A 25,387-nucleotide genomic window follows, 5' to 3' on the forward strand; every position below is an offset into this window, starting at 1 on the left:
TCGCGTGTCAAGGTTCGTAATAAGACCGCGACTTGCGTCCCTCCGGTCGCGAGTCGCCTTCAGCAGGGGATATGGGCCGACACGAAACATGCCGATTACCGAAGTGCGTTACACGAATCACATATGATTTCCCGGATGCCTGCGTCCCGGAAGAGCACAGAGAAGGTGGCGGCCCCGCGCAAGGCGCCCGCCCGCGCCGCCGCGCAACCCGCGGTGGCACCCCCGCGTACCTGGACATTTCTGACCAACCACGCACATGTGCTGCTGTGCCTGGCGCAGGGGGAGTCGCTGACGGCGCGGGAACTGAGCGTGCTGATCGGCATCACCGAGCGCTCTGTGCAGGCAATCCTCGCCGATCTGATCGCCGACGGCTATCTGAAGAAGTCGAAGGTCGGGCGGCGTAATCGCTATACCGTCAATCGGACCGGTCGCCTGCGTCACCCGCTGGAATCGGCGCACAGCGTGGGTCAGCTGATCGACGCCCTCAGCTGAATCCTGCGCGGAGGGTGTTGGTCGCCGTCACCGGTCGGCCAGCGCCGTCTTGACGAAGGACACAATCCGGCGCCTGGCCTCTTCGGCTTCCGGGACCGGTAGCAGGATGAAACCGTGGAATCCACCCGCCACTTCCACGAGCGTGGTGTCGACACCGGCGGTGCGCATACGGTCAGCGGCACTGCGTGAATCATCGAGCAGACAATCGTGGGTTCCGACGATGATGAGTGTGGTCGGAAAGCCCGCAAAAGAACCGTGCAGCGGTGAGATCAGGGGCGTCGTCAGCGGCTGGTCGCCCGCATAGGCCGCCGCGCTGCGGGCAAGTCCGGCACGGGACAGAAGATCTCGGTGTTCATTGGCCGGGAAGCTGCCGGAGACGTTGGTCAGATCGGCCCACGGGAAGAGGGTCACCAGACCCTCCGGCGGTACGGCGCCCTCGTCAAGTATTCGTCGCACCAGAGACATGGCGAGTCCACCTCCGGCCGACTCACCGATGATCACCGTAGGTCGGTCGCGCGCCACCTCCGAATAGACCGCCCATGTGTCATCCAGGGCCGCCGGAAACGCATGCTCCGGCGCAAGCCGGTAATCGACACTCACCAGTTCTGCGTTGTTGGACCGAGCCAACCCGGTGTGAGACCGCGCCGCGACCGAACTGCCGGCGACGAACGCCCCGCCGTGTACATGGAAGATCAACCCTGGGCCGGCCCCGGCCGGCCGGAACCAGCGAACGGGTACGCCGGCCACCCTGTCGGTGGACTCCTCGACTCCGTGCGCACGCCGCTGGCGCATCTCCATCGATCGGGTGATCTTGCGTGTTCTGTCGAGGTCGTGGGGGCCACGTGCCCTTGATGCCGCCAGCAGAACGAGCCTCTGCAGAATGGCGAGTCGGCAGCTCGGACCGGGTGACATGGGTTCGGGCATGAGCGCCCCTCCTTCGCATCGGCAACGTTGTGATCAAGCAGCATTCAGCAGCAGCATCAGGCCGACGGCGACGAGGATCACCGCCAGGATCGCGGCGTTATGTCGCTCGAGGGCGATCCTGAGACGGTGTAAGGGCCCGTCCATGCGCTCGCGCCAGATCGAGTAACTCAACACCGGCAGGATCACCGTCAGACTTGCAAGAACGGCGAACGCGGCCACATCGGCCCACGCGTGCACGCCGACGGTCGAGCCGATACTGAATCCGGCTGCGGCGCAGATGGACAGCACCTTGGGGTTGACCATCACCAGAACCGGGGCGGCTGCCAGCGCCCGCCGGGCGGTGACGGAATCCAAGGCGCGCAGCCATGCCGGTGCGTGAGCGGCGCGGCCGCGGCGCATCCAGGTGAGGACACCGGCGAGTACGAGGAGCACCGCCAAAGCCATGATGGCGGGTCGTACCCACACCGGCGCTGGACCTCCGGCGGTGGGCAGGCTTCCGGATAATTTCACGAACAGACCGGTTACCACGGCGAGGGAGAACGCCCAGCCTGCGGCGAAGGACCAACCCGATGCCAGTGGTCGAGGCGTGTGCAGTATCAGGATTGCGGGAACCACCGAGGCGGGCGATACGGCGATGACGAGGGCCAGAGACATCAGCTCTGCCCACATTGCACCCTCGCAGCCGTCGACCGGTCGAATAAATAATGAAACCTCATTATATACCTACTCACCGTCGATCAGTACGATCAGTCAATGCCCACGGAGTCGGACTGCATCGGGGACCGGGCGCGCAGGCGCGGCCGCAACAGCAGCGGAGAAGCGACGCGCATCAAGCTCATCACTGTCGCGGAGACGATGTTCGCCGACCGCGGGATCGCCGCCGTGAGCCTCAATGAGATCAGACTTGCTGCCGGACAAAGCAACGCCGCGGCGGTGAACTATCACTTCGGATCCAAGAACGACCTCATCAAGGCGATTCTCGAATACCGGCTCGAACGCATCGACAGAGAGCGTGGACGGCTTCTCGACGATGCCCTTTCGGCCCGCCGACCGGCCGAACTCAGGGGCCTGCTCGAAGCATTGGTCCTCCCGCAGATCGACAGCATCAACAGGGGCGAGCGGCATGTCGAGCTGGTAGCCCAGCTGATGTTCCACGGATACGCCGAACCGGGCGGGCATGCGTGGATTCTCGCCGATCCCACCATGACCGAGCATGGTCAACGGCTCAACCAGATTCTCTGGCAGCATCTTTCGAAACTTCCCGAAGTCGTCGCCGCGGCGCGACTTCGTTTCGTCTACACGAGTTGTCTGAACGCAGTCGCCGACCACCAGCGCCAGCGCGCAACCGCGGCCGGCGCACCGCCGACAGCCGTCTTCGCGTCCGACCTCATCGATTCCCTGGCAGCTATCATCCGCGCGCCGGCATCGACCCACACCGTCGACGCAGCGAAACGTTGACGGCGCCGCATCACTCCGACTTGAGCGCAGCCTCGAGAAGTTCCCTGCCCGGCACCGAGTCCAGATCGGATTCGACTGTCACCGAGAGCAATCGACCACCCCACTCGAACGGCGGCCGGTAATCGGCGCAGACCGGCAAACCACGGTCCCGACCCAGGAGCAATGCTGTCCCGCCATGCTGCCAGACATGGGGCAGCGTCAGCGGTGTGTACACCGATCCGACGACGGTATCGTCGATCACCGCTTCCACGCGCGTCCCGCCATCGAGGCGATGCAGCCGACAACCCGCGTTGTGCCGCCCCGTAATCAGCAGTCGATCCGATTGCACCCGGACATCGCCGCCGGGTGCGGCGATCGCAATATGCAGCCTGGAGTCGATCACGTACGCCGAAAGTCCGCCGGTCCAGTTGCCGATCGCAAACAACACACCGTGAGCCCCCTCCGGAGGAACCTCGATATCGGCGAACAACCGGCTGTACAACAGGGGGAGCGCTTCATCGACGACGGGTCCGCCCGCCGGCCGCAACACCACGCGTTGCCCGGGCGGAAAGTCCGGCCACACCATCCCTGCTGCCCGGGCCACCAATGAGTCAGTCAGCGGTAACACGTCATGGCGGGCGGCCTCGAGGTCCCACAATGCGATCAGACGCGAGACCACGTCGGGGTGGGCTACCGCGACATCGTGAGCTTCCGAAAAATCGTCGGAGCGAAACAGCGACCACCGATCGGCGGTGAAGTCGCGGCTTCCGTCGAGCAACACCTCCTCGTCCATCACGCCCTGGCTCACGTGGTCGGTCGTTGCCTTCCAGCCCTCGGCGATGATCGATCGAGAACCGACGACTTCGAAGTACTGAGTGGATCGGGGCGCGGGCGCCTCGCCGTCATCGAAGGTCGGAAGCAAGCTTGCGCCGTGCATGGCGCTGTCGGCCGTTGCGGAAGCCGACGTCGGCAGCCGCACTCCGCATGCCTCCAGAACCGTCGGCATGATGTCGATGGCGTGTGCGAACTGCGTTCGGACGGCGCCACCGTTGCGAATGCCACGCGGCCAATGTGCGATCAGCGGTACGCGTGTGCCGCCGAGCCACGCGTACCGCTTCCACAGCCGAAACGGTGAGTTACCGGCCCATGCCCAGCCCCACGCATAGTGGGGGTATCCCGCTGCTCCGCCCCAGTCGGTCAGCTGGTCGAGGTTGTCGGCCGGTGATTCCGGTACCCGATGGGTAAATCGGTGCTCGTTGCTTGTTCCCGCGACACCGCCCTCCGCACTGGCCCCGTTGTCGCTCATGATCAGGACGAGGGTGTCATCGAGGACATCGAGTTCTTCAAGGGCTTTGAGCAATCGGTCGATCTGGCTGTCGGTATGGCTGAGAAATCCCGCATAGACCTCGTGCATGCGCGCGTACACGGCGCGTTCGTCGCCGGTGAGAGTGCTCCAGGCGGGTACCCAATCGGGCCGCTCGGTGAGGGTGGTGCCCGCGGGCACCACCCCTTCGGCGAGCTGGCGCTCGAACACCCGGTCTCGCCAGGCGTCCCATCCGATGTCGAAATGCCCTGCGTAGCTGTCGGACCACTCCTTGTGAACGTGGTGCGGCGAATGCATGGCACCGGTGGCGAAGTAGAGGAAGAACGGTTTACCGGGCGCGGACTGCTGCTGGCTGATCACCATTCTGATCGCCTCGTCGGTGAGGTCTTCGGTCAAGTGGTAACCCGCTGGGCGCACATCTGGCCCATCGATATAGGAGTTGTCGCGTACCAGCTGCGGGTCCCAGTGGTTGGCGTCGCCCAACAGGAAACCGTAGTAACGCTCGAACCCCAGCCCCAACGGCCAGCGGCCGAATGGACCGGCGCTCGTCCGCTCGCCGCGCGGTGCCAGATGCCACTTTCCGACGGCCATCGTGCTCCAGCCGGAATTCCGCAGTAGGCGCGGCAACGTCGGCGTCGAGTCCGGGATCTTGCCGGTGTAACCCGCGTGCGCGGTCGGGATGTCGGCGAGAAAGCCCATCCCGACCGAATGGTGGTTTCGACCGGTGAGCAACGCGGCCCGTGTCGGCGAACACAGGCCGGTGACGTGAAAACGGTTGTACCGGAGCCCATTTCTGGCCAGGCGATCGATGGCCGGAGTACGGATGTCGGAGCCGTAACAGCCCAGCTGGGCGAAGCCGAGATCGTCAAGGACGATCATCACCACATTGGGGCGCCCAGATCGTGTATCCACGTCGTGCCCGTCCATGCGCCACCTCAGCTCACCGCGAGATAATTAATGATCCTTCATTACTATCATGGAATCGCTTCGCCGGCACACGTCAGCTCCCGATCACAGCGCGGTCGTCCCTCGTATGCTGGCGAAGGCAAAGTCATCAAGATCGCATAGGCATCGAGGAGGACCGGCACTGTGACGCTGGACCGAACCCGACCCAGCGTCACCGTGTGCCGAGGGTGCTGCTGTGGCACGGCCAAGAAGCACCCGCGTATCGACCACGAGGCTCAACTTGCCGAGCTTCGCGATTTGGTTCGAGGCGTCGCTGATCTGCGGGTGACGGATTGCCTTGGCCCGTGCGAGCGTTCGAACGTCCTGGTGGTTTCTCCGTCGAGTGGTGGACGCCGCCAGGGCGGACGGGCGACCTGGCTCGGCCAGGTATTGGACGAGCGGACGGGGTCGGCGATTGCCGACTGGCTGCGCGACGGCGGGCCCGGCGTCGCCGATCTCCCACCCGGCCTGCGACGTCATCGTTTCAACCGGCCGAAAGACGCTTGAGACACGGTCATTCAAGCGAGGTGGCGTGGAGAGAGCTGGGTAGTCGCCGAGATGACAGCGGCGAGCCTTGCCTCAGACGGCAAAAGCCGTGAGGTCGGCGCCCGCGCGGGTGTGAGTCGAGGTGCCCCATATCGGCACTTCGCCGACAAGGACGGCCTACTCACGGCGGTGGCGGCCGACGGCTGGGAGCGCCTCGCGGACGAGATGGCGCAGTTGCGCGCCGATGCCGGTCTTTCACCCCTCGAGAAGATGCGGACCGCGCTGGCCACCGTGGTCACCATGAGCCGACGCCAGCCTCACCTGTACCGCCTGATGTTCCGCCCGCCAGAGGGCGATCCGCCATGCTCCTGACGGGTGTACATGGTGCGGTGGGAATGGAGATGGGCGGGCTTCTGCAAACCGACAAGTGGCAGACCACGGCCGACGAACTCGTCGAGAGCCTGCTCGCCCTCGTGTATGACGCGGCTCGCCGCGGTCGCGATTGAGCGGTCGACACGCGCCGCCGGCTGTGCCTGGAATCCAAGTCCGGGGGAGCGGGAGGTCCCTGTGAGTCACTGGATGCACACTTGACTCCGTGAGCCCCCACGAACCTCTGCCGACCCCGACCCTCGTAGCCGTCTGCGTGGTGATGGCGGTGTTGGCTGCCCTGGTGAATCGCGTGGTCTTACACGGATCGCCGTGGGCGGCACCTGTCGCGGCGCTGCGGGCTGCGGTGCAATTGGCCGCCGTGTCAGCCGTCTTGGTGGTCGCTTTGCAAAAGCTGTGGTCCTCGGTAGTGGTGCTTGCAGTGATGTTCACCGTCGCATCGTTCACCGCCGCTAGGCGCAGCCAGGCGCGGCACGGCGCGGGGTGGTTGGCCGTCGCCGTGGCAGCAGGAATGGTCGCCATCATTCCGCTGCTACTGCTCACCGGCATGCTCCCACTTGCCGGTGTCGCCCTGGTTCCAGTGTTCGGCATCGTGCTCGGTGGCACCATGACCGCAACTGCAGTCGCGGCTCGACGTGCTCTGGATGCCTTGGGGGAGCACCACGGCGAGATCGAGGCAGCACTCAGTCTCGGCTTCTCGGAACGCTTCTCGCGGATGATGGTGATTCAACGACCCCTCTCGGATGCGCTCATCCCCAATCTCGACCAGGCCCGCACCGCCGGGTTGGTAACCCTCCCTGGCGCATTCGTCGGTGTTCTGCTGGCGACGGGGTCCGCCGCCCAGGCCGGCGCAGTACAAGTCCTCGTTCTGATTGCGCTACTGCTGGCACAGGTCTGTGGAGTGGCAGTAGCGGGTGAGCTCGTCGCCCGCGGATCGATCACGCGATAGGACCCGTAGCGACGAGATGGACGGCCCGACGCGGTCAGTATCGCGGCAGTCTGGGCATCCTCGGGAGTGAGGGGAGACCCTGTCTCGCACGGGATGATGGTGAGACAACGGCTCCGGGAAACGACGCGTCCATAAGTTGTTCACAGCCGCGACCCGTGGAGCGCACAGGATCACCGGGAAGCATGAACAAGTGCCGCCCTCTCCGACGCCGACGCCGGTCCCAAGCCCCGTCGAGCTCCCCAAAGATCTCGTGGAGATGAGGAACGGAATCTCGTTGCTGGAGGGTTGGCTGCCCCTGACCATCGAGATCGTCGTCGTCGTCGCACTGGTCGTGGCCATCGGGTGGCGGACCAGGCGATGGCGGCTGGTGTGGTTTCCCATATGTGCCGCGGTGGCCGTGCTGGTGGCAGTGGCGGCCCGCACTTATATGAACGATCAGGGCCTGGCCTCGGACCCGGCGCCGTTCGCGCTCTGGGTGTGGATCGCGGTCTTCGGCCTGGCCGTGGCGGTCGGCGTGTTCGGCTGGCGCAGCGCACGCCGGTGGCGACGGATCATCTCGGTGCTGGTGATCCCGTTGACACTGTTGACCTCGGCGCTGGCCCTCAACCAGTGGGTCGGCTACTACCCGTCGCTACAGTCCGCATGGGGAGCCCTGACCGCGGGCCCGCTGCCCAACGAAGTCGCGGCCTCGGATCTGCCGGCGCTGCGCAACACCGAACCCACCACCGGCAAGCTGGTCAAGGTCGACATCTCCGATGCCTCCAGTGGATTCACACACCGGAGCGAGTACGTGTACCTGCCGCCGGCCTGGTTCGCCGGCGACACGCCGCCGACCCTGCCGGTGGTCATGATGATCGGCGGCGAGTTCAACACTCCGGCCGACTGGATACGCAGCGGCGATTTCGTGCCCACGGTGGAGGCCTACGGCGCCGCACACGGCGGGCAGCTGCCGATCTTCGTGTTCGTCGACACCGGCGGGAGCTTCAACAACGACACCGAGTGCGTCAACGGTCCGCGCGGCAACTCGGCGGATCATCTGACCGGGGATGTTCGTCCCTATGTCATCTCCACGTTCGGGGCGTCCGCGGCCGCCACGAACTGGGGAGTGGTCGGGTGGTCGATGGGCGGGACGTGCGCCGTTGACCTGGCCGTCATGCATCCCGATCTCTTCTCGACATTCGTTGACATCGGTGGTGACGTGGGTCCCGTGTCGGGCACCGAGGCACAGACCCTCCAGCGGCTCTACGGCGGGGACAGGTCAGCCTACGATGCGTTCGACCCGCGGACCGTGATGGCCAAACATGGCCCCTACAGCGGTGTTTCGGGGTACTTTGCGGCCACCATAAAACCGGCCAACGCCGAGGCAGTGATGAAGGATTCCTCGTCGGGCGGGCACCATTCCGGCGGTGAGGGTCTCGGCGGCCGCGATGAGATGGGGCCGCAAGGTCCCGAGGCCGAGGCGGCCGCCGACATCCTGTGTGACGCTGCTCAGAAGGTCGCCATCACCTGCAGCGTGCACAAGACCGTCGGCTTCCACTCGTGGCAGTTTGCTGCCTCCGCATTCGCCGACGCGTTGCCCTGGCTGGTCGAGCGGATCACGCCCGCCACGCGAGCCGTCGAAGGCTCACATGCGTGAACTCTTGCATCCAGGCTTCGCAGTGGCAGGTCACGCGACGATTGGTCGAGCAATATCAGTTGGGTCAGTTCACGGTGCGGTAAGTGAAACCCGTCGGCTGCAGTGCGACAGGGGAGAAGCCTTGATCGCCGGCCTGGCCGGCGTCCGGTCGTCTCGCATATTCCAGCCGATATCTGAGTCCGTCTGATTTGCTGTGACATGCGAATGAGAGGGAGATCCAGCACCTCAACTCGGGTCCACCAATACGGGAAATACGACTGTCCTGGTGCGCCACGCGAGTGGCAGGTGCCTCTGGTCGCCGACTCCCATATAGAGCGGCGGCAGCAGCTGCGAGACTGGACGCATGAGTACCACACCGCAGTGCTGGCTGACCGACATGGATGGCGTCTTGGTCCGGGAGGAACATGCCCTACCAGGGGCCGCGGAGTTCCTCCAGGCGCTCAGCGACCGGCAGCGGCCCTTCCTGGTTCTCACCAACAACTCGATCTTCACGCCACGTGACCTGGCGGCCCGGTTGGCGCGGTCGGGCCTGATTGTGCCCGAGGAGTCGATCTGGACCTCGGCCCTTGCGACCGCGGCCTTCCTGCACAACCAGCTGCCGGGCGGCTCGGCCTATGTGATCGGCGAGGCCGGCCTGACCACGGCGCTGCACCACGTGGGCTACACGTTGACCGACGTCGGTCCGGACTTCGTCGTGCTGGGAGAGACGCGCACGTACTCGTTCGAGGCCATCACCAAGGCGATCCGCCTGATTCTCGGCGGGGCGCGTTTCATCGCCACCAACCCCGACGTGAGCGGTCCATCGGCGGAGGGTCCGCTGCCTGCCACGGGCTCGGTCGCCGCGCTGATCACCAAGGCGACCGACAGGGAGCCCTACTTCGTCGGCAAGCCGAATCCGATGATGTTCCGCAGCGCGATGAACCGCATCGAGGCCCATTCGGAAGGCACCGTGATGATCGGCGACCGGATGGACACCGACGTGGTTGCGGGCATCGAGGCCGGGCTGGAGACAATCCTGGTGCTCACCGGCTCGACGACGCGCGAGGAGATCGAGCGCTATCCGTTCCGACCCAGTCGGGTGTTCGAATCCATCGCCGACGTGATCGAACTCGTCTGAAGCGACGTCCGCGGTCGCGGTGGCATCCTGATCACGAATGTCGTCGGGGACACTGGCATTCGAACCCCAGGTTGGACCTCGGGTGCTGCATGGTTCGCCGGATGCACCGCGCGTAGACTAGTGGTAACCCGCCATATTCGATCCCGCCGTATTCCATACGTTGCGCAGCAGCGGATGGGGTGGAATTTGACAGGGGAGAGGCAATGATTGCCGACCAGATCCCGCAGGCGGCCCTGACCGATACGCTACATCGGCCTGCGGGAGGATTGTTTGCTGGTGGCCATTGCGCATCGAGGGCCGACGAGCCGTGGGCCAGTGAGGATTCGGCAACATCGCTGAAGCCCGGCCCCTTCAAGAATCGCCCTCAGCCTCATGATCCGATACGGTGCCGATCCTTGGGCGCTCAGCGTTCGCTGACCCACAACGGAGTCGACGCTTCGAATGGCGATGAAGTGCGTAAACTCTTCCCGTGGCTGAGCCCCGCGACGACACCGACGAGCCTTATCTACGGCGGACACTGGGTGACCTCCCGCTTCCGACGCAATTCGCAACCACACTTCCCACCGCCAACCCCCGGCAGCTTCCGCTGGCGGAGCTTGAGCCCGAGGTCCTCGAACGGCTGGCCGCCGAGTTTGTCGCGTGGCGCAGCAATAGCACGAAGGTCCACTTCTACGGTCGGCGCGGACAGACGCAATACGGGCTCGACATCGTGGAACACCTGGGTGAAGCCAGACCGACGCTGTATCAGGTTCGTCGGCTGCAGTCGCTGCAGGCCAACGACATCACGGGCGCCGTCCGCGACTACGCGGGCGATCCTCACCCGCATCAACCTCGGCGGTTCGATCCAGACAAGTTCGTCCTCATCACCTCTGGGGAATTCGATTCCGACACCGCCAACGTCGATGCTCTCGATGCGCTGAACGTCGAGTACGGGGGCGATCTCGAGGTGGAGGTGTGGGGAGCGGAGACGCTTTCGCGTGAACTGCGTAACTACCCGCGGCTCGTCCATGCGATGTTCGGTCCGCACTGGGCCGACGCGTGGTGCGGATGGCGTCCCACCGATCGCGAACTGGCAGTCCCGAATGCGTTGGCGTTCACAAACGATCCGGCGAGCGTGCTCGGCGTCAGCGCCACGTTGTTAGCGGCGTCGACTGACGAACCGACCCGGCCGCGTGAAGCCGCCAATGCCTACCATCAGGTCGCCGAAACGTTCGAAGCCAAGCGCTTTCCGGCACACGCCACGACCATTCGGCTCAGCGAGGCACGGGCGCTACGCGCGGCGGGAGACTCCGACGACGCATTCGATCTGGAGTTCGCCGTTGCGCTGCAGCACGTTCGGAGTGGGACGCCCTACTTCGAACCCTCGTCCGAGACGCTCCTTCAGAGGGCCGTCACTGAACCGCAGCAGGCCAAGGCGCAGTTGATCGGGACGCTCACCGAGTGGGCTGAGCATGGCGTGAACCTCGAACATGCGATCCCGGCGCTGTCGACCTTGCACTCGGAGGCCGACGACGCGTTCACCGAACTGTGTCTGATGACCGTGGAACACGCCCTCGTCGACGGTCTGTTCGACTTCGATCCACCTCGTTCATTATCGGCCGGCGTCCGGTCCGAGGACTTGTCGGGCGATCTCGACACCTTGCGCCGCCTGCTCGGCGCAACAACGTCTCCAAGCGATGCCGTCCTGCGCGCTAGGTTGGACTGCGCCGTCGCCGATGCGTCATTGCGGCTGTCATCCGGTCCGGCCGCGGTGGACGCCGCATATTCCGCGGTCGCGGCCGTGGCGATGCAGTCCGGTTACCTGCACGCCACGGGCTTGGCGAAGTCACGACTGGCTTACGCGCACGCGCAACGAGGTGGCTATGAAGCAGCACTCACCTGGTGGAGGAGTTCCATCAAGGACGCGTGCGAAGCCGCCTTCAACGGTGACGCTCGGCAAGCCCTGCTGTCGGTGAGAGACCTCGAGAGCGCTCATGGGGAATTCCCCACCCCCGTATTCGATTTGATGGCCGCGCTCGTCGGCGACGCGCGAGTCCTGGCGCAGCGATTCGATCCACAACTCGCCGCGCTGGACGCGGCGCACCGGCACCGGCTACCCGATGCCTTCGGTGACGCCCGACGATTTCTTTGGGAGGCGCGGCTCGCGGGCCACCACGACCGGGTGCGAGTTGCGACCACGCTCTTGGCCGACGTGCTCGAGGCAGGCGGAAGGCCGTCGGCGGCAGTCATCGCACACGTCGCTGCGGGCGAGGCCGACGAGGCAGAGCGGATAGCTCGGTCACAGGACCCGATCGACCTCAGCGCGTGGCTAGGCACCGGCGACGACCGGCGCCGGTCAGCCGTCGTACGAGTGATTGGAGCGCAGGCTGATCGCTACCCAGACGGCCTGGTTCCGTTCGTCGCGGCGTTGCTGCTCGAACACGCAAAGGACCTCTGGTCGGAGATTTCGCTCATGGCGCCCTGCCCGACGTGGGACGCCATCAAGGCGTTGCGTGATTTCGGTTTGCGTATCCCGGCGCTGGCGATCGACGGCATCATCGAACTTGCCCGTCCCACGATCGAAAACCCCAACCTAGTAGGAGCCGAGACGATCGCCGAGCTGCTGGTCAACGCCTACTGTGCCGTACCGAGCCGGCGGGCACACCTGGCGGAAGTACTCGGTGCGCGCATGGCACGTCAGGAAGCGACGCCCGAGCTATGGGACGTTGTCCAGCAGATCCCCGAAGACGCCCGCAGCGAGATCGAAGCGCACGTCGTGTCGGCTGCGACGGCAGGACTGCGCGATGCCATCGCTTGTGCGGCGGCCTGGGGCCTCGACACGTTGCCCAACCAGATCGGCGCTCGCCGAGTGGCCGCGCACCTGTTGCGGCGCCCGCTCAACACCAACGTTGGACGTCAGGTCTTGAGTCACAACGAGGCAGCCACCGTGAACCTGCTGCTGGGGTTGCTGTCGATCGATGGAGCGGACGTCATCGAATTCGACCCGCGCGAGTTCACCCCGGAGCGGTGCGGGCCTGCAGCTGGCGTGATCGCCGCGATGGGCGCTGCCGAAGACAGGGAAGGTGCCGAGCCTAATCCTCCTGCCTCCGGGTCGGCATCCGCGACAGCGGTCGATGAAGCGGCGCAACTCGCCGCCGGGCCACCTGCGGAACTCGCGGCCGCGGTCACGCACAAGTTGTTGGCGATCAGCGAAAACAACCTCGAGGGTGCCGGCACGCGCGCTCACGCTATCGACGCCGTAAGTCGATTGGCCGAGCACCTCGACCCGACAACGGTTTCGGCTGCGGTCCGCGCCGCGAAGGGGGTCTTCGACGATCCGCTTTATTCACCGATCGACCAGCAAAATCGAACATGGGACCACGATCTGAGCCGCATACGCATCGACACCGGCCAACGGCACCTGCGCGCGAGGGCATTGAGGGCCGCCGCGCACATGTACCGCGTCGCCCGTGCGTCGGCTACGAATCCGCTGCCGACGGATACCGACCTAGTCGTCCATCTCACTGCCGGCGCTTGCGAGATGCTGGCAACCGACGATCAGGCGAACCGCCGTGCCGGCGCCGAGGCCCTCTTCGATCTGGTCGAGTCGGGCGACGTCGCGTCCGACGTCCTGACGGTCCTGCTTGGCGATCGCGATGGAGTCATTCGTGCGGCTACAGTGCGCGTGCTCCAGCCAGCCGCTGGCTGGATCGAGACCCTAGCCGGCGACCAGGATGCACGAGTGCGGCGAGCAGTTGCTGGTCTACCAAATCTGACGGACGCCGTTCGTAAGGCCTTGATGGCCGACCCCGACCCGTCGGTCAGCCGACGTGCGCGGGGCGAGGACACCGATGTAGCGCCGGGGTCCTCATCGGGCGACTAGCCGCATTGCCGATCCACGGATCAAACGCGCATCGAATTCGTGGTTCGCGGCTTCCTAACGGGGAACAAGGGCATCATTGAAACGGATGGGACGCATTGGCTATGGGACTTTCCGTCATTCATGGCGGTTATGCCTTATCTGGGGTCCGTACTGGCCCGGTAACCGACTTCTGTTCGTCGCCGACGCACCGTGAGCATCGTCGCTACGTTGCGAGTCGAATGGTGCGAATCGGGGCATGGGCAAACTGGGCGAGCACCTCGTGAGGGTGGGCCAGGAGCGAGGCCATGAGCCGAAAACCCTGGTGGTATTCGGCAGGGTCCTCGGTGTCGGCAAGTGCGTCGCAAAATCGTTCATGGACTTGCACGTTGACCGTGGGTAGGTACTCCGACTCAAGAATCATTTTCAGCTCATCCCAGATCTGCTTGCGTTGCTTGCTGTAGGTACCGAGCTGATCTGCTACTGCTTCGATCTCCAAGCGTCTTGGGTCAGCAGGATCCGGAAACGTTCGTTTCAGAGCGGAGGGGAAGCGCAGAAGCATGTCGTCGATTCCGGTCGTGTCGGGGCGAAGCGGCGCAATCTCAGAGAGAGCATCGACCGCCTGGCATGTTGCTGCGGCGGCTGCGGCTGTTTCGTCGGCGACTGCCTCGACGGGGATTTCGATTGTGGACACGGTGGCGATCACGGCGGGGTGAATCGCCATGGAGATCGAGCCGTGAGCTTCGTTTACGTTGACGTAGCGGACAGCGCGTGCGCCACCGTATTCGTCATCAAGCTTCGACAAGGGGACATTACCTAACCAGTCGGTAGGTTCTTCGCCGACGCCGGGCGCGAGGTCGCCTGGCTCCAGGTCGATCTGAACACGGTGTAACCAATACGAGCGTGGCGAACCATCCCGGTCGTCCTGGTCGTGGAGTCTGCGCAACATATTTTCGATTGCGGCTTCATAAGTGCCGACATGCAAGGCCATAGAAGTGTGCCGCTCGAGTAGCTCTTCCGGAGTGGACCACCCCCGCGAAAAGGCCCGCGCATTGGCGGTCCGCTTTCTGTAGGCATCAGCGTAAGCCGCGTCGTCGGGCCAGTTTTCGTACGTGCTGCTGTGATACCAGAACAGCTTGTCGACCCAATCGTCCTGCAGAGCGGCGTCGTCGAGATTGCGCAGCACCGGGCGCAGCTCGGTCACGTCAACTTCGGTGTCGCACTCGCCGCAACGCGAAAAGTCGGCCCGCGGTCTTGTTGCGGTAGAGGTCGTTTGGAGTTCGTATAGGTCCGCGGCAATGTTGACCCGCGTGCCGCAAGCAGCGCAATCGAACCAGTAGCCATAGTCGAACCCTGTCAGCGGCTGCTCAGCGAACTCCAGCTCGTCCACGGCTTCATCATGCCAGCAGCAAGCGACACGGCGCGTTGGCTCCAAGGGTGACCCGGCGCATGCCGGCCAGCGTCAACTCGACTGAGACGCCGATGGCATTTCGAAGACCAGCCAGCTCCATTGCGAAAGCCCTCAGAGGCAACGGAACCCACCTAGTCGTGGTCGGTTCCTCGGGAAGAAGCTGTTTGGGTAATGATGTGCATCGGTGCGGCACTGAAGCCGCTGGGCCTGCCGGCCTCGCTGAAGCGGAGACCCAGGCGCTCACTGCGCATCGGCCGGAGTGCTCACTTTGTGCCGTCGCTTGATATCCCTCAGCATGTCGTGGCAGATCTTCAGATCGGCAGGCTGAGGTGGACTTGTGTCGTGGTCGGAATCGTTGAGAATACGAGCAAGAGTCGTCCACTGTCCCGGCTCGTTGGGGGCCTTGGCGTGGCCGGTGACCAACGGGCGAAGCTCTCTTAAGTTCTTATTGTCGTAGTCGGAGAGCGAGGCATCCACATCGCCTGCGGCAGCCCGCGCCGCTACCAGAATGTGTTTTGCAAGCCTCTCCGTTGCAATCCGGAGACTGTTTCCCGCGGCCCTTCGATTCTCTATCAGCGGTGAACTCATTTGACTGGAGGCGTCGAGCATGAGGCGCTCAAAGTCATCGCCTGTGCGGACGATGCGCGTGCCAACTCGTGGATCAAGGAGATTGGCGGAAAATTCGTTGATGCCTAGATGCTGATGGAGAGTTTGAAGCGTTCGGGCAAGCTCCGCGTCATGTGTTGCCACGATCACCTGGCGACCATTCTCGAGCAATTTTGCGACGACAGAGCCTGCGAAGGTATAGCGATGCTCCCGGTCGGAGCCTGGTACTGGGTCATCAAGGAAAATGGCAGGGCAGTCCAGCAACTGGCATCGAGCCAAGAAGGCTGCCAAGCCTAAGGCGTTGACCTGGCTATTACTGAGTACGGCGAGCGCGTTGCGGATCACTCCATTGCCAGCTGGCTCGGGCACTAGCGACGCCGTCAAGTCGAGGTAGCGGTTTCCCGAGCCGCGCCGGGAAATGCGATCGAACACGGTTAGTTCGTTGGGACGCATCAGTGACCACCAAGTCCGAATCTCGTCGGCCATCAGCTCGAGCTTTCGGTCGAGGACCTTTTTGATGGCGCTGACAATGACGCGTTGCGCCGCCTTCAAACGAGTGGTGCAGCCATCCGCGTTCCTTTGTCGAACGATGGCCTGCCACACTAATTCGGTATTGCTTGCAAGCTCAGTGAGCACCATCCAGCCGTCGGTCGCACTCAGCGCCGAGAGTTTAGGCTCCACGTCCTCAATACAGACATCTGATGCCGCAAGCGATCTTTCGACTGCCGATACGTGCTTGTTCAGGGATTGTCGAATGACGTCGTCGCGTTGCATCAGCTCGGTAATGTCTGGCGCCGGGACGTCAAGTAGCTGTTCAAGTCGATCGACGATTCGCCCGAGGACGGGCTGCACTGCCTCTATTGCATCGTTGAGGTCGTTGGCCGCGGTCTTGAGTAAAATCGCCTCCGCCACGGCAATATCGAAGGCCTCGGTGCTACCGCCCACTTGGAGGATCGTTCCGCTGTATGCACTGCGCTGCTCGTCGGTCCACGATGCAGCGGTCGGTGTTGTTTGTGCTGACCAGTCTCTGATCGCTTTCAGATCAGCGCCAAGACTGAGGACTGCGGCGCGAAGCGCGGATCCAGACTGCGTAAGGCCTTGTTGGTCGGCTACCTGCCGCCGAATGGCGGAAAGTCGCTCGGCCGTCAAGGCATTGGATGTCTGACACAGCGGGCAATCAATGGGGTCGTCACCGTCATGTTGCACGACCACATTGACACTGAGCGCGGCCGTGAGAAGCGGCAACACGTCGGCGAGGGATCGCTCTAGGCTGCCTGCAAGCGTGCTGTAGTCGGACAATCGCGCTGTTAGCGCTGCTTCGTCGGGCCGCGCTTGCTCGTGCTTTCCAGATCTCGTGATCTCGATGTGAATACCTGGCTGAGGATTTCGACTTGGCCGTAGTTGGCGAACGGGCACAACGCTGTTCTGCCGCGAAGCAAGCTCGCGCTGGACTCGCTCAATTGCCGTGACGAGCGGTTGCTCATCTGGTACGTCTTCCGATGGGGGCGGCACGACCGTGTTCAGCATTGTCAGCATGAGAGTCGCGAGTTGCTGTTCACTCGTCACCTGCGACGTCGTCCGTATTGGCGACAACGCTGGGACTGAGGCAAGCGAGTCAAACTTCTGAACCAACGACTCTCGCGGTCGTGCTTCTCTTTCGGTGACGAGGGAGGCGATTTCTGTGCGTACTAAGTCCAGATCCGCGACTTCGAGCATTGCTTTGAAGTAGTCGCTTCGATCACCCGGCTTGGCAGAAACCGCGTAGCGCAGTGCATGTTCAAGAAGTACGGGGGCAGCCAGAGGAGGATCTGATAGGTGAAGACCGACGTCGGTCACAGACTCGGTCGTTATCCCGTTCACTGTCAACGTGCTCTCGCAGTCGGTAGCTCCGCGATAATCGACGTTGAGTTCTCGGCGGATAATCGCCTCAGTCCCATTTGCGTCGAGCAATCCCACTTCTACGTAGACCTTAGCCGCCGGACCGATATGTGCATTGCGCAATGCCCCTTCGAACTCACCCGGGCTACCGCCGGCGAGTTGACGCCGCGAAATTGTGCCGGTGTGAAGAAATTCAAACGCCTCGGCCAGGCTCGTTTTTCCTTGGCTGTTGTCTGCATGGATGACCGTCAACCCAGCGCTTAGCTCAACCCGCTGTGGCTCGACACCGTATGACCGAAACCCACAGACTTCGATGTACGAGATCGTCAAGAGCGTGCCTCACCCGTAGAATTTTCCCGCTCATCAGGCCCGTCCCAACCGCTAGCGATTCTCCGAAGGTTCGCTTGAACTTCCGGCAAAGAAGAGGCTGAAAAAGCCGCCACCAATTGGGCTGCGTCCGAGTCCTTTTCGAGCAACTGAGCGAGCTTGTCCAGGTTAGGTATGAGGTCATTCATCGAATTCTCCATCTTGATTCGGTGCCGTCTGCAAGCGCTTCGTTAGCCAACCGGCCCAACGCCACTCGGCCCCGGCGACACGCAGTGGTAGCCATGCAGCGATCCTCACCTTTGCGCGCCTGGGGACTTCTGCAGTGTTGAGTCAGCCGGGTTTTCGCTGTCGTCGTGGTCATGGTGCAGGCGGTCGCATAGCCCGAGACCGGGGCCCGTCAAGTACCCCTCAAGATCAGCGTCTTTAAAGTGTTCTGCCCACGACGTGTACGTTGGCTCCGACCGCCAGTTACAGGCACCGCAGACCGTGGACTCGTAAAAACCTTCGCGAGAGTCATCCTCTTCGATGTCCTCCTCCAGTTTGTAAGATTCGCACCTCGGGCACCGCTCAGGTTCTCCATCTTCGTGTCGGCGGATCAGTTTGCCGAGACTCGAAAGAACATGCGCTGTAGCTTCGAGCACGAGATCTGCGTCGTATTCGTTTGCGTTACTGTTGTGTTGGAGCCACACGGCTAGGTCCCAAGTCTTCTCGGCGAGCGCCTTCATGTAAGACCGCATGCGCCCTTCGGTGAGCCTGTCGGCGAAGATACTGGCCCAGCCTTTGAAGTCCGCGGCCTTCGGCCGTTCGGCGATTTCACCAACCCATTCTGAGTCAGCGTGTTCTTTGGCCACTGCGATAAGTGCGTCTCGGCATTTGATGCCGACTGCCTGGTAGTCCTCGGCTTCCGTCGCCTCGTTCATAGCCTGAAGTGCCTGACGATAACGACGCCAGGACGTCGGAACGTGTACTTCGTCCTCGTCCGCAAGTTCCGATCGGCTACGTTCAGCCATCATCACGCCAAGTCCGATATGAAATGTCAATGCATGTTCGGCCTTTGGGAAATCCGTCTGTAGGTAGAGGTTGGTCGGGTCGGTGACCACCCACCATCGCGTCGATGCGCCATGGACGTCGTAGATTTCGTGGGTACGACCAAGGACACGTTGCGACCCAATCTTCTGGACCAACCCGGCTTGGTCGTCATCGGGTGACTGGGTATTGACGTAGTCCCGGATGTAACGCTCTTCACTCTCAGTTAGATCCATCAGTCCGTTCACTCCTTGACGGTGCCGCGTTTCGCGAACCTGCGTAGTTTGTCCAGGTCGTCCCGGCCAGATCCGCGTGTTTCTGGGTGACTTGATCGCTGTAGCCGAGCATTTCGGCGACTACGGGAGCGGGGACCTCGGAGACTAGCGCTTGTAGAGCAGTGTTCCGCGCGCCTTGCAGGTTGATGCCAAGTGCTCGTAGCCGCTGCATAATGGCCTGCGGGTCAATGTGTCGGCCGGGTCGGCTGCTGGTGAAAAGCCAGGGTGTGCCTTCAGCTCCGCCGGCGGTGCGCAGGTTAGGGCGATGGCGAAGGTGGTAGTTGAGCTGGGAGGCGAATGGCTCCGGAACGGGGACGGGGTTTTTTCCCAACGCGATGCTGGTCTCGCCATCAGATCGGGTGATCGCGGTCGTTTGCAGGGCGGCGATCTTGGTGAGCGGTTGGGCGTAGAGAAGCAGCAGGACGCCGGCAACCCGGTAAGGAAGGCTATCGGAGTCGCCGGTGAGCAGTTCTTTGAGCCAGGCCAGTCGTTGGTCCTGCGTGATTGTAGGGGTCGTTCTCGCTTGTCGGAATCCGATCTGCACCGCGACGTTGAGCTTGCTTCTCTTGGCCCAGATGAAGAATGTTCGGATTAGGTGACGGGTGGTCGGGCCTGACGCAAGGTACTCGTCGACGTCTTGTTGTGTGCAGTTGGCGATGGTGCGCCGATGAGTCTGTTCGAGCCAGGTGAGGAACTTGATGGTCTCTGTGACTTCTTGTTTCGCGGAACGCTTTGGGCCATCTGAAGATTGGCCGGGTCTAGATTCACTGCGCAGACGTCGGAGATGGTGCCAGGTTGCGAACTGTTCGACCGGGGCGCGAACTGCGGGGGAGTCGATCGCGTCGAATTTGTCAGCCAGCCAGACTTCGAAGCGTGCGAGGTGTTCATCGCGTTGTGGGAGCAATCCGTGGTGTTGCAGGAGGCTGCGCAGGTGATCGATGTGGCGGCCGGATCCTGCCGCGGTGAGGCCGTCGTGGGTCAGTGGTATCGCGCCGGAGGTGATTCCGCCGAGCAGTTCGAGCACTTGTTGGTTGCGTTTCCAGGTCAGGATGCTCTCGGGCCGATCCACGGCGCAGAGTACTTCGATGAGTGCTTGCATGGCAGCCATGTCGGCGGGGTGGTGCAGCAGAATTCGGCAGAGGTCATCGCGCAAGGCGCAGCGAGCGCATTCGCCCCGGCGGTGAAGTTCGCCTTCTTGACCGCAGGTCTTGCAGGTGAAGTCGCCCGGAATGCCGGCGCACGTCAGGCAGACCGGCCGTGCGTCGTTGTCGTCAACTCGCCCGGGGAGGACACCCTCATGTCCGCAGGCTGGGCAGATGCCGCGGGTGCGCATGGCGGTGTAGAAGCAGCTGTGGCAGAGCTGGTCCTGCGGCCAGTTGACCCGAAGTGTGTTGGCTAGGCGGTGGCATCTGCTGCATTCGAGGGCGCCGGTAGTGACGCGTGGTCGACCGCGGGTTGTGGATCGCGGTGTGGGGTTAATCGTTGCCATCGGTGATGACCCGTGCTCGTCGAGGTCGGATGGACTTGTTGAGTTCGACGACATTGGGTGGTGCAGTGGTGCCCGAGGCGGTCTTCTTCTTGCGAGCATCGGTGGCCGTGACGGTGACGAGGTCGTCGACGCCGCAGCCGAGGATGTCGCACAAGGCGGCTAGCAGCTGTAGGGCAACGCGTTCGGGACGCTGGTGCACGATGCGGTAGACCTGGGGCCGGGACAGCTGTATGCCGCGTTCAGCTAGGCGGGGGATGAGGTCGGTGCTGTTGTGCATGCCGTGCGCGGCCATCAGCTCGGCGAGGCGCCAGGTGTAGTCGACATCGCGTTTCACGTCTCCCCTCCAATTGAGAGAGCGTCTTTGATGGTCTGGTCCAGGACGCGGCGCAGAGTGCGGGTGCGGAAGTCGCTTGAGACGCCGGTGTAGAGCGAGGTGGTACTGGCGTATTCGTGTCCGGCCTGGTCCTGGACGAATTTGGCGTCCCAGCCGTCTTCGATGAGGTGGGTGATGTAGGAGCGGCGAAACGAATGCAGGTCCAGGCCCGCTGAGAGTTCTAGGTCGTTGCAGTACCGCCGGAACCGGCGTAGCAGGGTTCGCTCGGCGACCAGGGCGCCGCGCTCGCTGGGGAAGAGGTCGATGCCGTCGTCGAGGTAGGGCTGACCGTGGGTGAGCCAGTCGCTGATGATGTCCGGTGTCCAGGCGAACACCGTCAACACGGTCCTGCGCTTGGGTGGGGAACCCTTCTTGGCCTTGCCGTAGCGCACCTTCACCACGCCGAAGCGGCCGAACTCCGGGGCGTGCGGGTTGCGAGAGAAGTCGACAGTCTGCAGGTGCCGCAGCTCGTTGACGCGCACGCCGTAGGAGTAGGCCACCTTGAACATCACGGAGTCCCGGTAGGCCGGTAGCCACCCCTTCTTCCTCGAGTTGGCGATCAGCGTGACCTGATCGTCGGCGTGGTCGAAGAAGTCCTGCAGTTCCTGTTTGGTGAACGGGCGTTTCTCAGGATCTTGTTCGTTGTCCTGGACGTGGGTGGCGGTGTTCCACGCGAAGAACACCTGAGCGGGGTGCGTGCCGAATCGTTGTTCGCACACTCGGTCCCAGCCGTAGTCCGGGTCGGCGATGTAAGAGCAGAACAAGCGAAGGCCGTTCTGATAGCCACGCACCGTGGATTGGCGGCGGCCCTTGATGCCACGCAGATCGGCGAAGAATTCCTCGGCGATGGCCGGCGTCCACGACCAGGGGAACTCGTTGGTGTGCGCGATGAACCGGCGAACCAGACCGATACGCCCGTCGATGGTGTCGTGGTCGAGGTTGCGGCACAGTTGCTGGTTGCGCCAGCCGTCCAACATCTCCTCGACCGTTTGGACCTCAGGATGCAGCAGCGGGACCGAGCCCACCAAGAACACACGACCGCTCTTATCGACGGGCAATTCAAGCCTCCTCGGTCGTCTCATCTGATGCATCATTGAATCATCTAGTGAATCCTTACCACATCGGAGCTGGTAGGTCCATCGTGAAACGAATGTTGATAGGCGCGTGTCGCGACAGCTACACCGGAAGGAGGTGGTGTCGATTTGATGCAAACCGCAATAAACCGTTGGGGTCAAGGCGGTTTGGCCGAATTGACCCAGTGCGGCGGGCGAGGGCCGCTCAGAACATGCGTGATTCATCAGATGAACACGGCGTAGTTTAGTTGACATAATGTAGATTATCGGCGAAATGATATTGCTGCTGGATGCAAGCGGTTCGCTCAGAAGCCGGGAAAACCTGGTAGCTGTCCGATTTCTCGTCCTCCCTTCCGGAACGATCTGACAGTGACATCCGCCCAGGTCTCTGCACATGCACCTGCGGAACTTCGGCCGGCGTGGCCATGGCGCCGAGTCTGAATCCATGACTATCTGACAACGTCGGACAGAACGATCGACAGTCCAGGACTACCCGACAGCGGCGGACACTCCGCGTCTTCGAGGTCCAGCCGCAACCGTACAATTCGTCACTGTGACGTTACGTAAGTGGTGCAGCCCGACCCCTGTCGCGCCGGCCGTCGATGAGATACCCGAGTAGTTCCAGCGGTTCTTGGATCATCGGCAGGCAAGTAAACCCTCGGCGCACACGATGAAGGCCTATCGCCCCGACTTCTTCGCCATTGCCAATCTGCTTACCGGTGGTGAGCCGGGCCCTCCATTCCGGGACAATCTGCCGGCGCCACCTACTACCCAGGGCCCCGTCCATGCTCCTGCGCAACTTGGCCGGGCGCAACCATGGCGCCGAGTCCGAGTCTATGACTATCCGACTGCGCTGAACGGCCGGCACGATCGGCAGTCCAGAACTACCCGACAGCGGTGGATACGCCGCGCCATCCACCATCGGCACCTACGGGCGAATTCGTCACTGTGACGTTACGTCCGGTCTGTGGGCGACCTCAGGCCACAGGCCGCGGCGGAATCGGGAGCCTTCAGTGACGAGCCAAAGGCTGACTAATTCGCCACTGCGTCGCGCAGGAACAAGACAAGTCCCAGGGACTTGCAAGCCTTGTGTGGGCGTCGGATTTTGATGCGCTGGAGGTGGCCGAGGTGCCCTTAGGCTGGTAGCCGGCACCATTGAGGGCGGTGGGCGCGATGGAAGGATTCCTGGCGGTGTGGTCGATCGGCGAGACCACCATGGGGCACGGGGCACCACAGGACCGAGCGCAGTTCGATCAGAGTTGGTGCCACCGACTACGCGCTGTTGCAGCGCAGCGAGGGTGCAGTCTCGAACGAACGGGCAACACGCAGAGAGGACCAGGATGATCGGGCCACCCCCTGCTTCCCCGATGTGGCCGCCGCCACCGCCACCGCCGCAGCCGTCGGTTCGGCGCAAGCCACGCCCTCGCTGGCCCGCGGTGGTAGCCGCGGCCAGTCTCGGGGCAGCCGTAGCCGGCTTGCTCACCACCCTGATCACCGTCGTGGCAACCCCGGCACCGACCCCCGCCGCAACGCCCGCCGCGCCTACCATCACCGAGACCGCAGGACCGCCGCCTTCACCGCCACCACTGCCGGTCGCCCAGGCAGATGCACAGACCTGCCACGCATGGGGCACGGCCAACACCTTGGTAAATGCAGCCACGGCCGCGATGCAGGTCATACCCGACGGCTCAGACATCACCAGTCCCGCGGTCCAGAGCAACCCCACCTGGAAAGCGTCGGTGAGCCGCGCTAGCGGCTTGTTCGGGCAGGCGGCGGACACTTTCGAGTCGCAGATCGCGCCCGGAACCAGCTCGCCGCTAGCGGGGATTGCGGACCTAACCGTGAGCTCGCTACGCACGCTGTCGGAGGCTTACCAAACCTTCGACCCCGTAAGTGGCCACTCAGTGGCTGTGTTCCAGGCAGCCCAGCAAGCAATGGATTGGCTCTGCCGTTGACCCGCAACATTTTTGAGGTGCGTGGCTCTCCAACTCCGCAGCGTCCGGATGACCCGGCCCCTGGGCAACCGCCATTAGGCAGCCCTAAGCGGTGGCCGGTGCTGATTGTCGCCGAGGCGATCGGCGCAGTCATTGCCTCGGCTGGGGCTGCTGTCGTTACAGTACATGTTCGGAGCACTTCCGACTCCCAACAAGCTTCGAAGCCCGCGCCGGTGACGGTGACGGTGGCTGCTCCCACCTCCGCTCCGCCGGCTCCGGTGCCGGTGGATCAAGCGAATCGCCAAACATGCCAGGAGGGTTTCGTGGCCACTCAGGCCCCAACGAAGTCGGCTGTTGCGTGGTTGTCCGTTCTCCCCACCGCGGTTAAGGTCCTCGATCCAGTCGTCCAGCAAAACCCCGAATGGGCTGGTGCGGTACGGAAAGCTGGCCCTTACTACTCCCAGGCAAGCGAAGCCCTGCGGGCAAAGATTGCCCCCGGCACTACACCCGTTCTCGTACACGCCGCTGACACCGCAGCGAACGCCTATCGCGTACTGGGCGACTCCTACTCCACGTTCGAGCCCATTGTAGGGAATGCCCACGACCTCGCGGTGGAGGCCTCAGACCAGATGGCTGTTCTGTGCACACGCTTGGCGCCTTAATCGAAGTGAACATACGCGTGATTAACCACATGGACGTAGGACAGGGTCTGGGCTATTCCCATGAGTGAGAACAGATTTGCCGCAGACGTACCTTACCCACCGCCGCCACCTGGCAACACAACGTGGCCACCTAGCCCGCCGCCGAGCGAGCACCGCAACTGGCCCCTTCTCTTGGCGTCGGCGGTGATCGGTGCCGTTATCGCTAGCGCGACGGCTGCTGCTTTTACCTTTCACATGCGTGGCGACCGTACTGTGACCACCGAGTCACCGGCGCCTGTGACGGTTACTGCCGTCGCACCGACCACTCCGTCACCGGTGCCGCTCCCCGCTCGGGACGCAGACCGCCAGACATGCCAGAAGGGATGGCTGGCGGCGGGACGCCTTATCGACTCCGCCACCGGTGCTCTTGATGCGCTTCCGGAAGGAATGCGGATCGATGATCCTGCAGTCCAGACCAACCCAGAATGGTCGGCAGCCGTGATCAAGGCGGGTGACTTCTACCATGAGGCAACCGAAGCGCTGCACCAACAGATCGCTCCCGGGACGACTCCTATCCTGCGCGAAGCCGCGACCACCGTCGTCAAAGCTCTGCGCATCCTGGCAGAAGGAACATCTGAGGCGCGCATCAGCGGCAACGCATTCGAGATCGGCAACGAAGCCGCGGCCCAGCTGGGTGTTCTCTGCACCCGGTTAGCACCATAGTCGATGGACCGGGCGGCTTGCTCGACATCGGCCGCGTCGAGGAAGCCGCAGCCATGCCTATCGCCTAGTTTGAGAAGGCGGAGGTCCCAGTTCAAG

General features: G+C 63.3%; 19 protein-coding genes. 10 read left to right on the plus strand and 9 right to left on the minus strand.

The genetic code is table 11. The features are described 5' to 3' along the window. The first annotated feature begins 135 nt into the window (after nucleotides 1–135). Entirely contained in the window at nucleotides 136–492 is a 357-nt protein-coding gene (locus FBY28_RS00545) for a helix-turn-helix transcriptional regulator (RefSeq protein ID WP_141863491.1), read from the plus strand. A 27-nt stretch (nucleotides 493–519) separates the two neighbouring features. On the opposite strand, the gene FBY28_RS00550 is transcribed toward FBY28_RS00545, so the two are convergent. Together FBY28_RS00550 and FBY28_RS00555 are read right to left on the minus strand one after the other, a co-directional pair. After that, nucleotides 520–1,416, minus strand: coding sequence for an alpha/beta hydrolase (locus FBY28_RS00550; protein WP_141863492.1), 897 nt, complete (start codon nucleotides 1,414–1,416; stop codon nucleotides 520–522). A gap of 33 nt (nucleotides 1,417–1,449) precedes the next feature. Beyond that, nucleotides 1,450–2,070, minus strand: a complete 621-nt coding sequence (locus FBY28_RS00555) for a GAP family protein (protein ID WP_160145445.1) — start codon at nucleotides 2,068–2,070, stop codon at nucleotides 1,450–1,452. Nucleotides 2,071–2,169: 99 nt separating this feature from the next. Here FBY28_RS00555 and FBY28_RS00560 point away from each other — a divergent pair, with 99 nt between their 5' ends. Then, complete coding sequence (locus FBY28_RS00560) at nucleotides 2,170–2,874, plus strand: TetR/AcrR family transcriptional regulator (protein WP_141863494.1); 705 nt, start codon at nucleotides 2,170–2,172, stop codon at nucleotides 2,872–2,874. Between the two features lie 10 nt (nucleotides 2,875–2,884). On the opposite strand, the gene FBY28_RS00565 is transcribed toward FBY28_RS00560, so the two are convergent. Then, a complete protein-coding gene (locus FBY28_RS00565; RefSeq protein ID WP_286177594.1) occupies nucleotides 2,885–5,089 on the minus strand; it encodes an arylsulfatase in 2,205 nt (734 codons plus the stop codon). A gap of 177 nt (nucleotides 5,090–5,266) precedes the next feature. Between FBY28_RS00565 and FBY28_RS00570 the strand changes: the two genes are divergently transcribed. The 7 genes from FBY28_RS00570 to FBY28_RS00595 all read left to right on the plus strand — a co-directional run bounded on the left by FBY28_RS00570 (nucleotide 5,267) and on the right by FBY28_RS00595 (nucleotide 13,559). Next, on the plus strand, nucleotides 5,267–5,629 hold the full coding sequence (locus FBY28_RS00570; protein ID WP_216847403.1) for a hypothetical protein: 363 nt from the start codon (nucleotides 5,267–5,269) through the stop codon (nucleotides 5,627–5,629). 51 nt (nucleotides 5,630–5,680) lie between these two features. Beyond that, a complete protein-coding gene (locus FBY28_RS25920; protein ID WP_216847404.1) occupies nucleotides 5,681–5,980 on the plus strand; it encodes a TetR/AcrR family transcriptional regulator in 300 nt (99 codons plus the stop codon). Beyond that, the gene (locus FBY28_RS25925; protein ID WP_216847405.1) at nucleotides 5,971–6,114 is read left to right on the plus strand and encodes a hypothetical protein; all 144 of its coding nucleotides are present in this window, start codon (nucleotides 5,971–5,973) and stop codon (nucleotides 6,112–6,114) included. Before FBY28_RS25920 ends, FBY28_RS25925 begins: the two co-directional genes overlap by 10 nt. Before the next feature lie 89 nt (nucleotides 6,115–6,203). Continuing rightward, complete coding sequence (locus tag FBY28_RS00580; RefSeq protein WP_141863496.1) at nucleotides 6,204–6,944, plus strand: ABC transporter permease; 741 nt, start codon at nucleotides 6,204–6,206, stop codon at nucleotides 6,942–6,944. A gap of 256 nt (nucleotides 6,945–7,200) precedes the next feature. Further along, nucleotides 7,201–8,580, plus strand: coding sequence for an alpha/beta hydrolase (locus FBY28_RS00585; protein WP_216847406.1), 1,380 nt, complete (start codon nucleotides 7,201–7,203; stop codon nucleotides 8,578–8,580). Between the two features lie 343 nt (nucleotides 8,581–8,923). After that, entirely contained in the window at nucleotides 8,924–9,697 is a 774-nt protein-coding gene (locus tag FBY28_RS00590) for an HAD-IIA family hydrolase (protein WP_141863497.1), read from the plus strand. A 469-nt stretch (nucleotides 9,698–10,166) separates the two neighbouring features. Continuing rightward, complete coding sequence (locus tag FBY28_RS00595; RefSeq protein WP_141863498.1) at nucleotides 10,167–13,559, plus strand: hypothetical protein; 3,393 nt, start codon at nucleotides 10,167–10,169, stop codon at nucleotides 13,557–13,559. Between the two features lie 202 nt (nucleotides 13,560–13,761). Here the strand turns inward: FBY28_RS00595 and FBY28_RS00600 are convergent, their stop codons facing one another. From FBY28_RS00600 to FBY28_RS00625, 6 genes are all read right to left on the minus strand, one after another. After that, nucleotides 13,762–14,925 carry a hypothetical protein gene (locus FBY28_RS00600; protein WP_141863499.1) on the minus strand — a complete coding sequence of 388 codons (1,164 nt, stop codon included), beginning with the start codon at nucleotides 14,923–14,925 and terminating at the stop codon, nucleotides 13,762–13,764. 261 nt (nucleotides 14,926–15,186) lie between these two features. Next, nucleotides 15,187–17,760 (minus strand): ATP-binding protein, encoded by a 2,574-nt coding sequence (locus FBY28_RS00605; RefSeq protein WP_141863500.1) that lies wholly within the window; start codon nucleotides 17,758–17,760, stop codon nucleotides 15,187–15,189. A 290-nt stretch (nucleotides 17,761–18,050) separates the two neighbouring features. Continuing rightward, on the minus strand, nucleotides 18,051–19,019 hold the full coding sequence (locus FBY28_RS00610; protein ID WP_160145447.1) for a hypothetical protein: 969 nt from the start codon (nucleotides 19,017–19,019) through the stop codon (nucleotides 18,051–18,053). Then, on the minus strand, nucleotides 19,006–20,391 hold the full coding sequence (locus FBY28_RS00615; protein ID WP_286177598.1) for a site-specific integrase: 1,386 nt from the start codon (nucleotides 20,389–20,391) through the stop codon (nucleotides 19,006–19,008). Before FBY28_RS00615 ends, FBY28_RS00610 begins: the two co-directional genes overlap by 14 nt. A 142-nt stretch (nucleotides 20,392–20,533) precedes the next feature. Beyond that, entirely contained in the window at nucleotides 20,534–20,881 is a 348-nt protein-coding gene (locus FBY28_RS00620; protein ID WP_141863502.1) for a helix-turn-helix domain-containing protein, read from the minus strand. Further along, entirely contained in the window at nucleotides 20,878–21,978 is a 1,101-nt protein-coding gene (locus FBY28_RS00625) for a tyrosine-type recombinase/integrase (protein ID WP_174241510.1), read from the minus strand. The genes FBY28_RS00620 and FBY28_RS00625 overlap by 4 nt, the downstream gene beginning before the upstream one ends. Before the next feature lie 2,794 nt (nucleotides 21,979–24,772). Between FBY28_RS00625 and FBY28_RS00640 the strand changes: the two genes are divergently transcribed. Beyond that, entirely contained in the window at nucleotides 24,773–25,291 is a 519-nt protein-coding gene (locus tag FBY28_RS00640) for a hypothetical protein (protein ID WP_216847408.1), read from the plus strand. The last annotated feature ends 96 nt before the right edge of the window (nucleotides 25,292–25,387 follow it).

Source organism: Arthrobacter sp. SLBN-53 (assembly GCF_006715585.1).
Taxonomy (GTDB): domain Bacteria; phylum Actinomycetota; class Actinomycetes; order Mycobacteriales; family Mycobacteriaceae; genus Mycobacterium; species Mycobacterium neoaurum_A.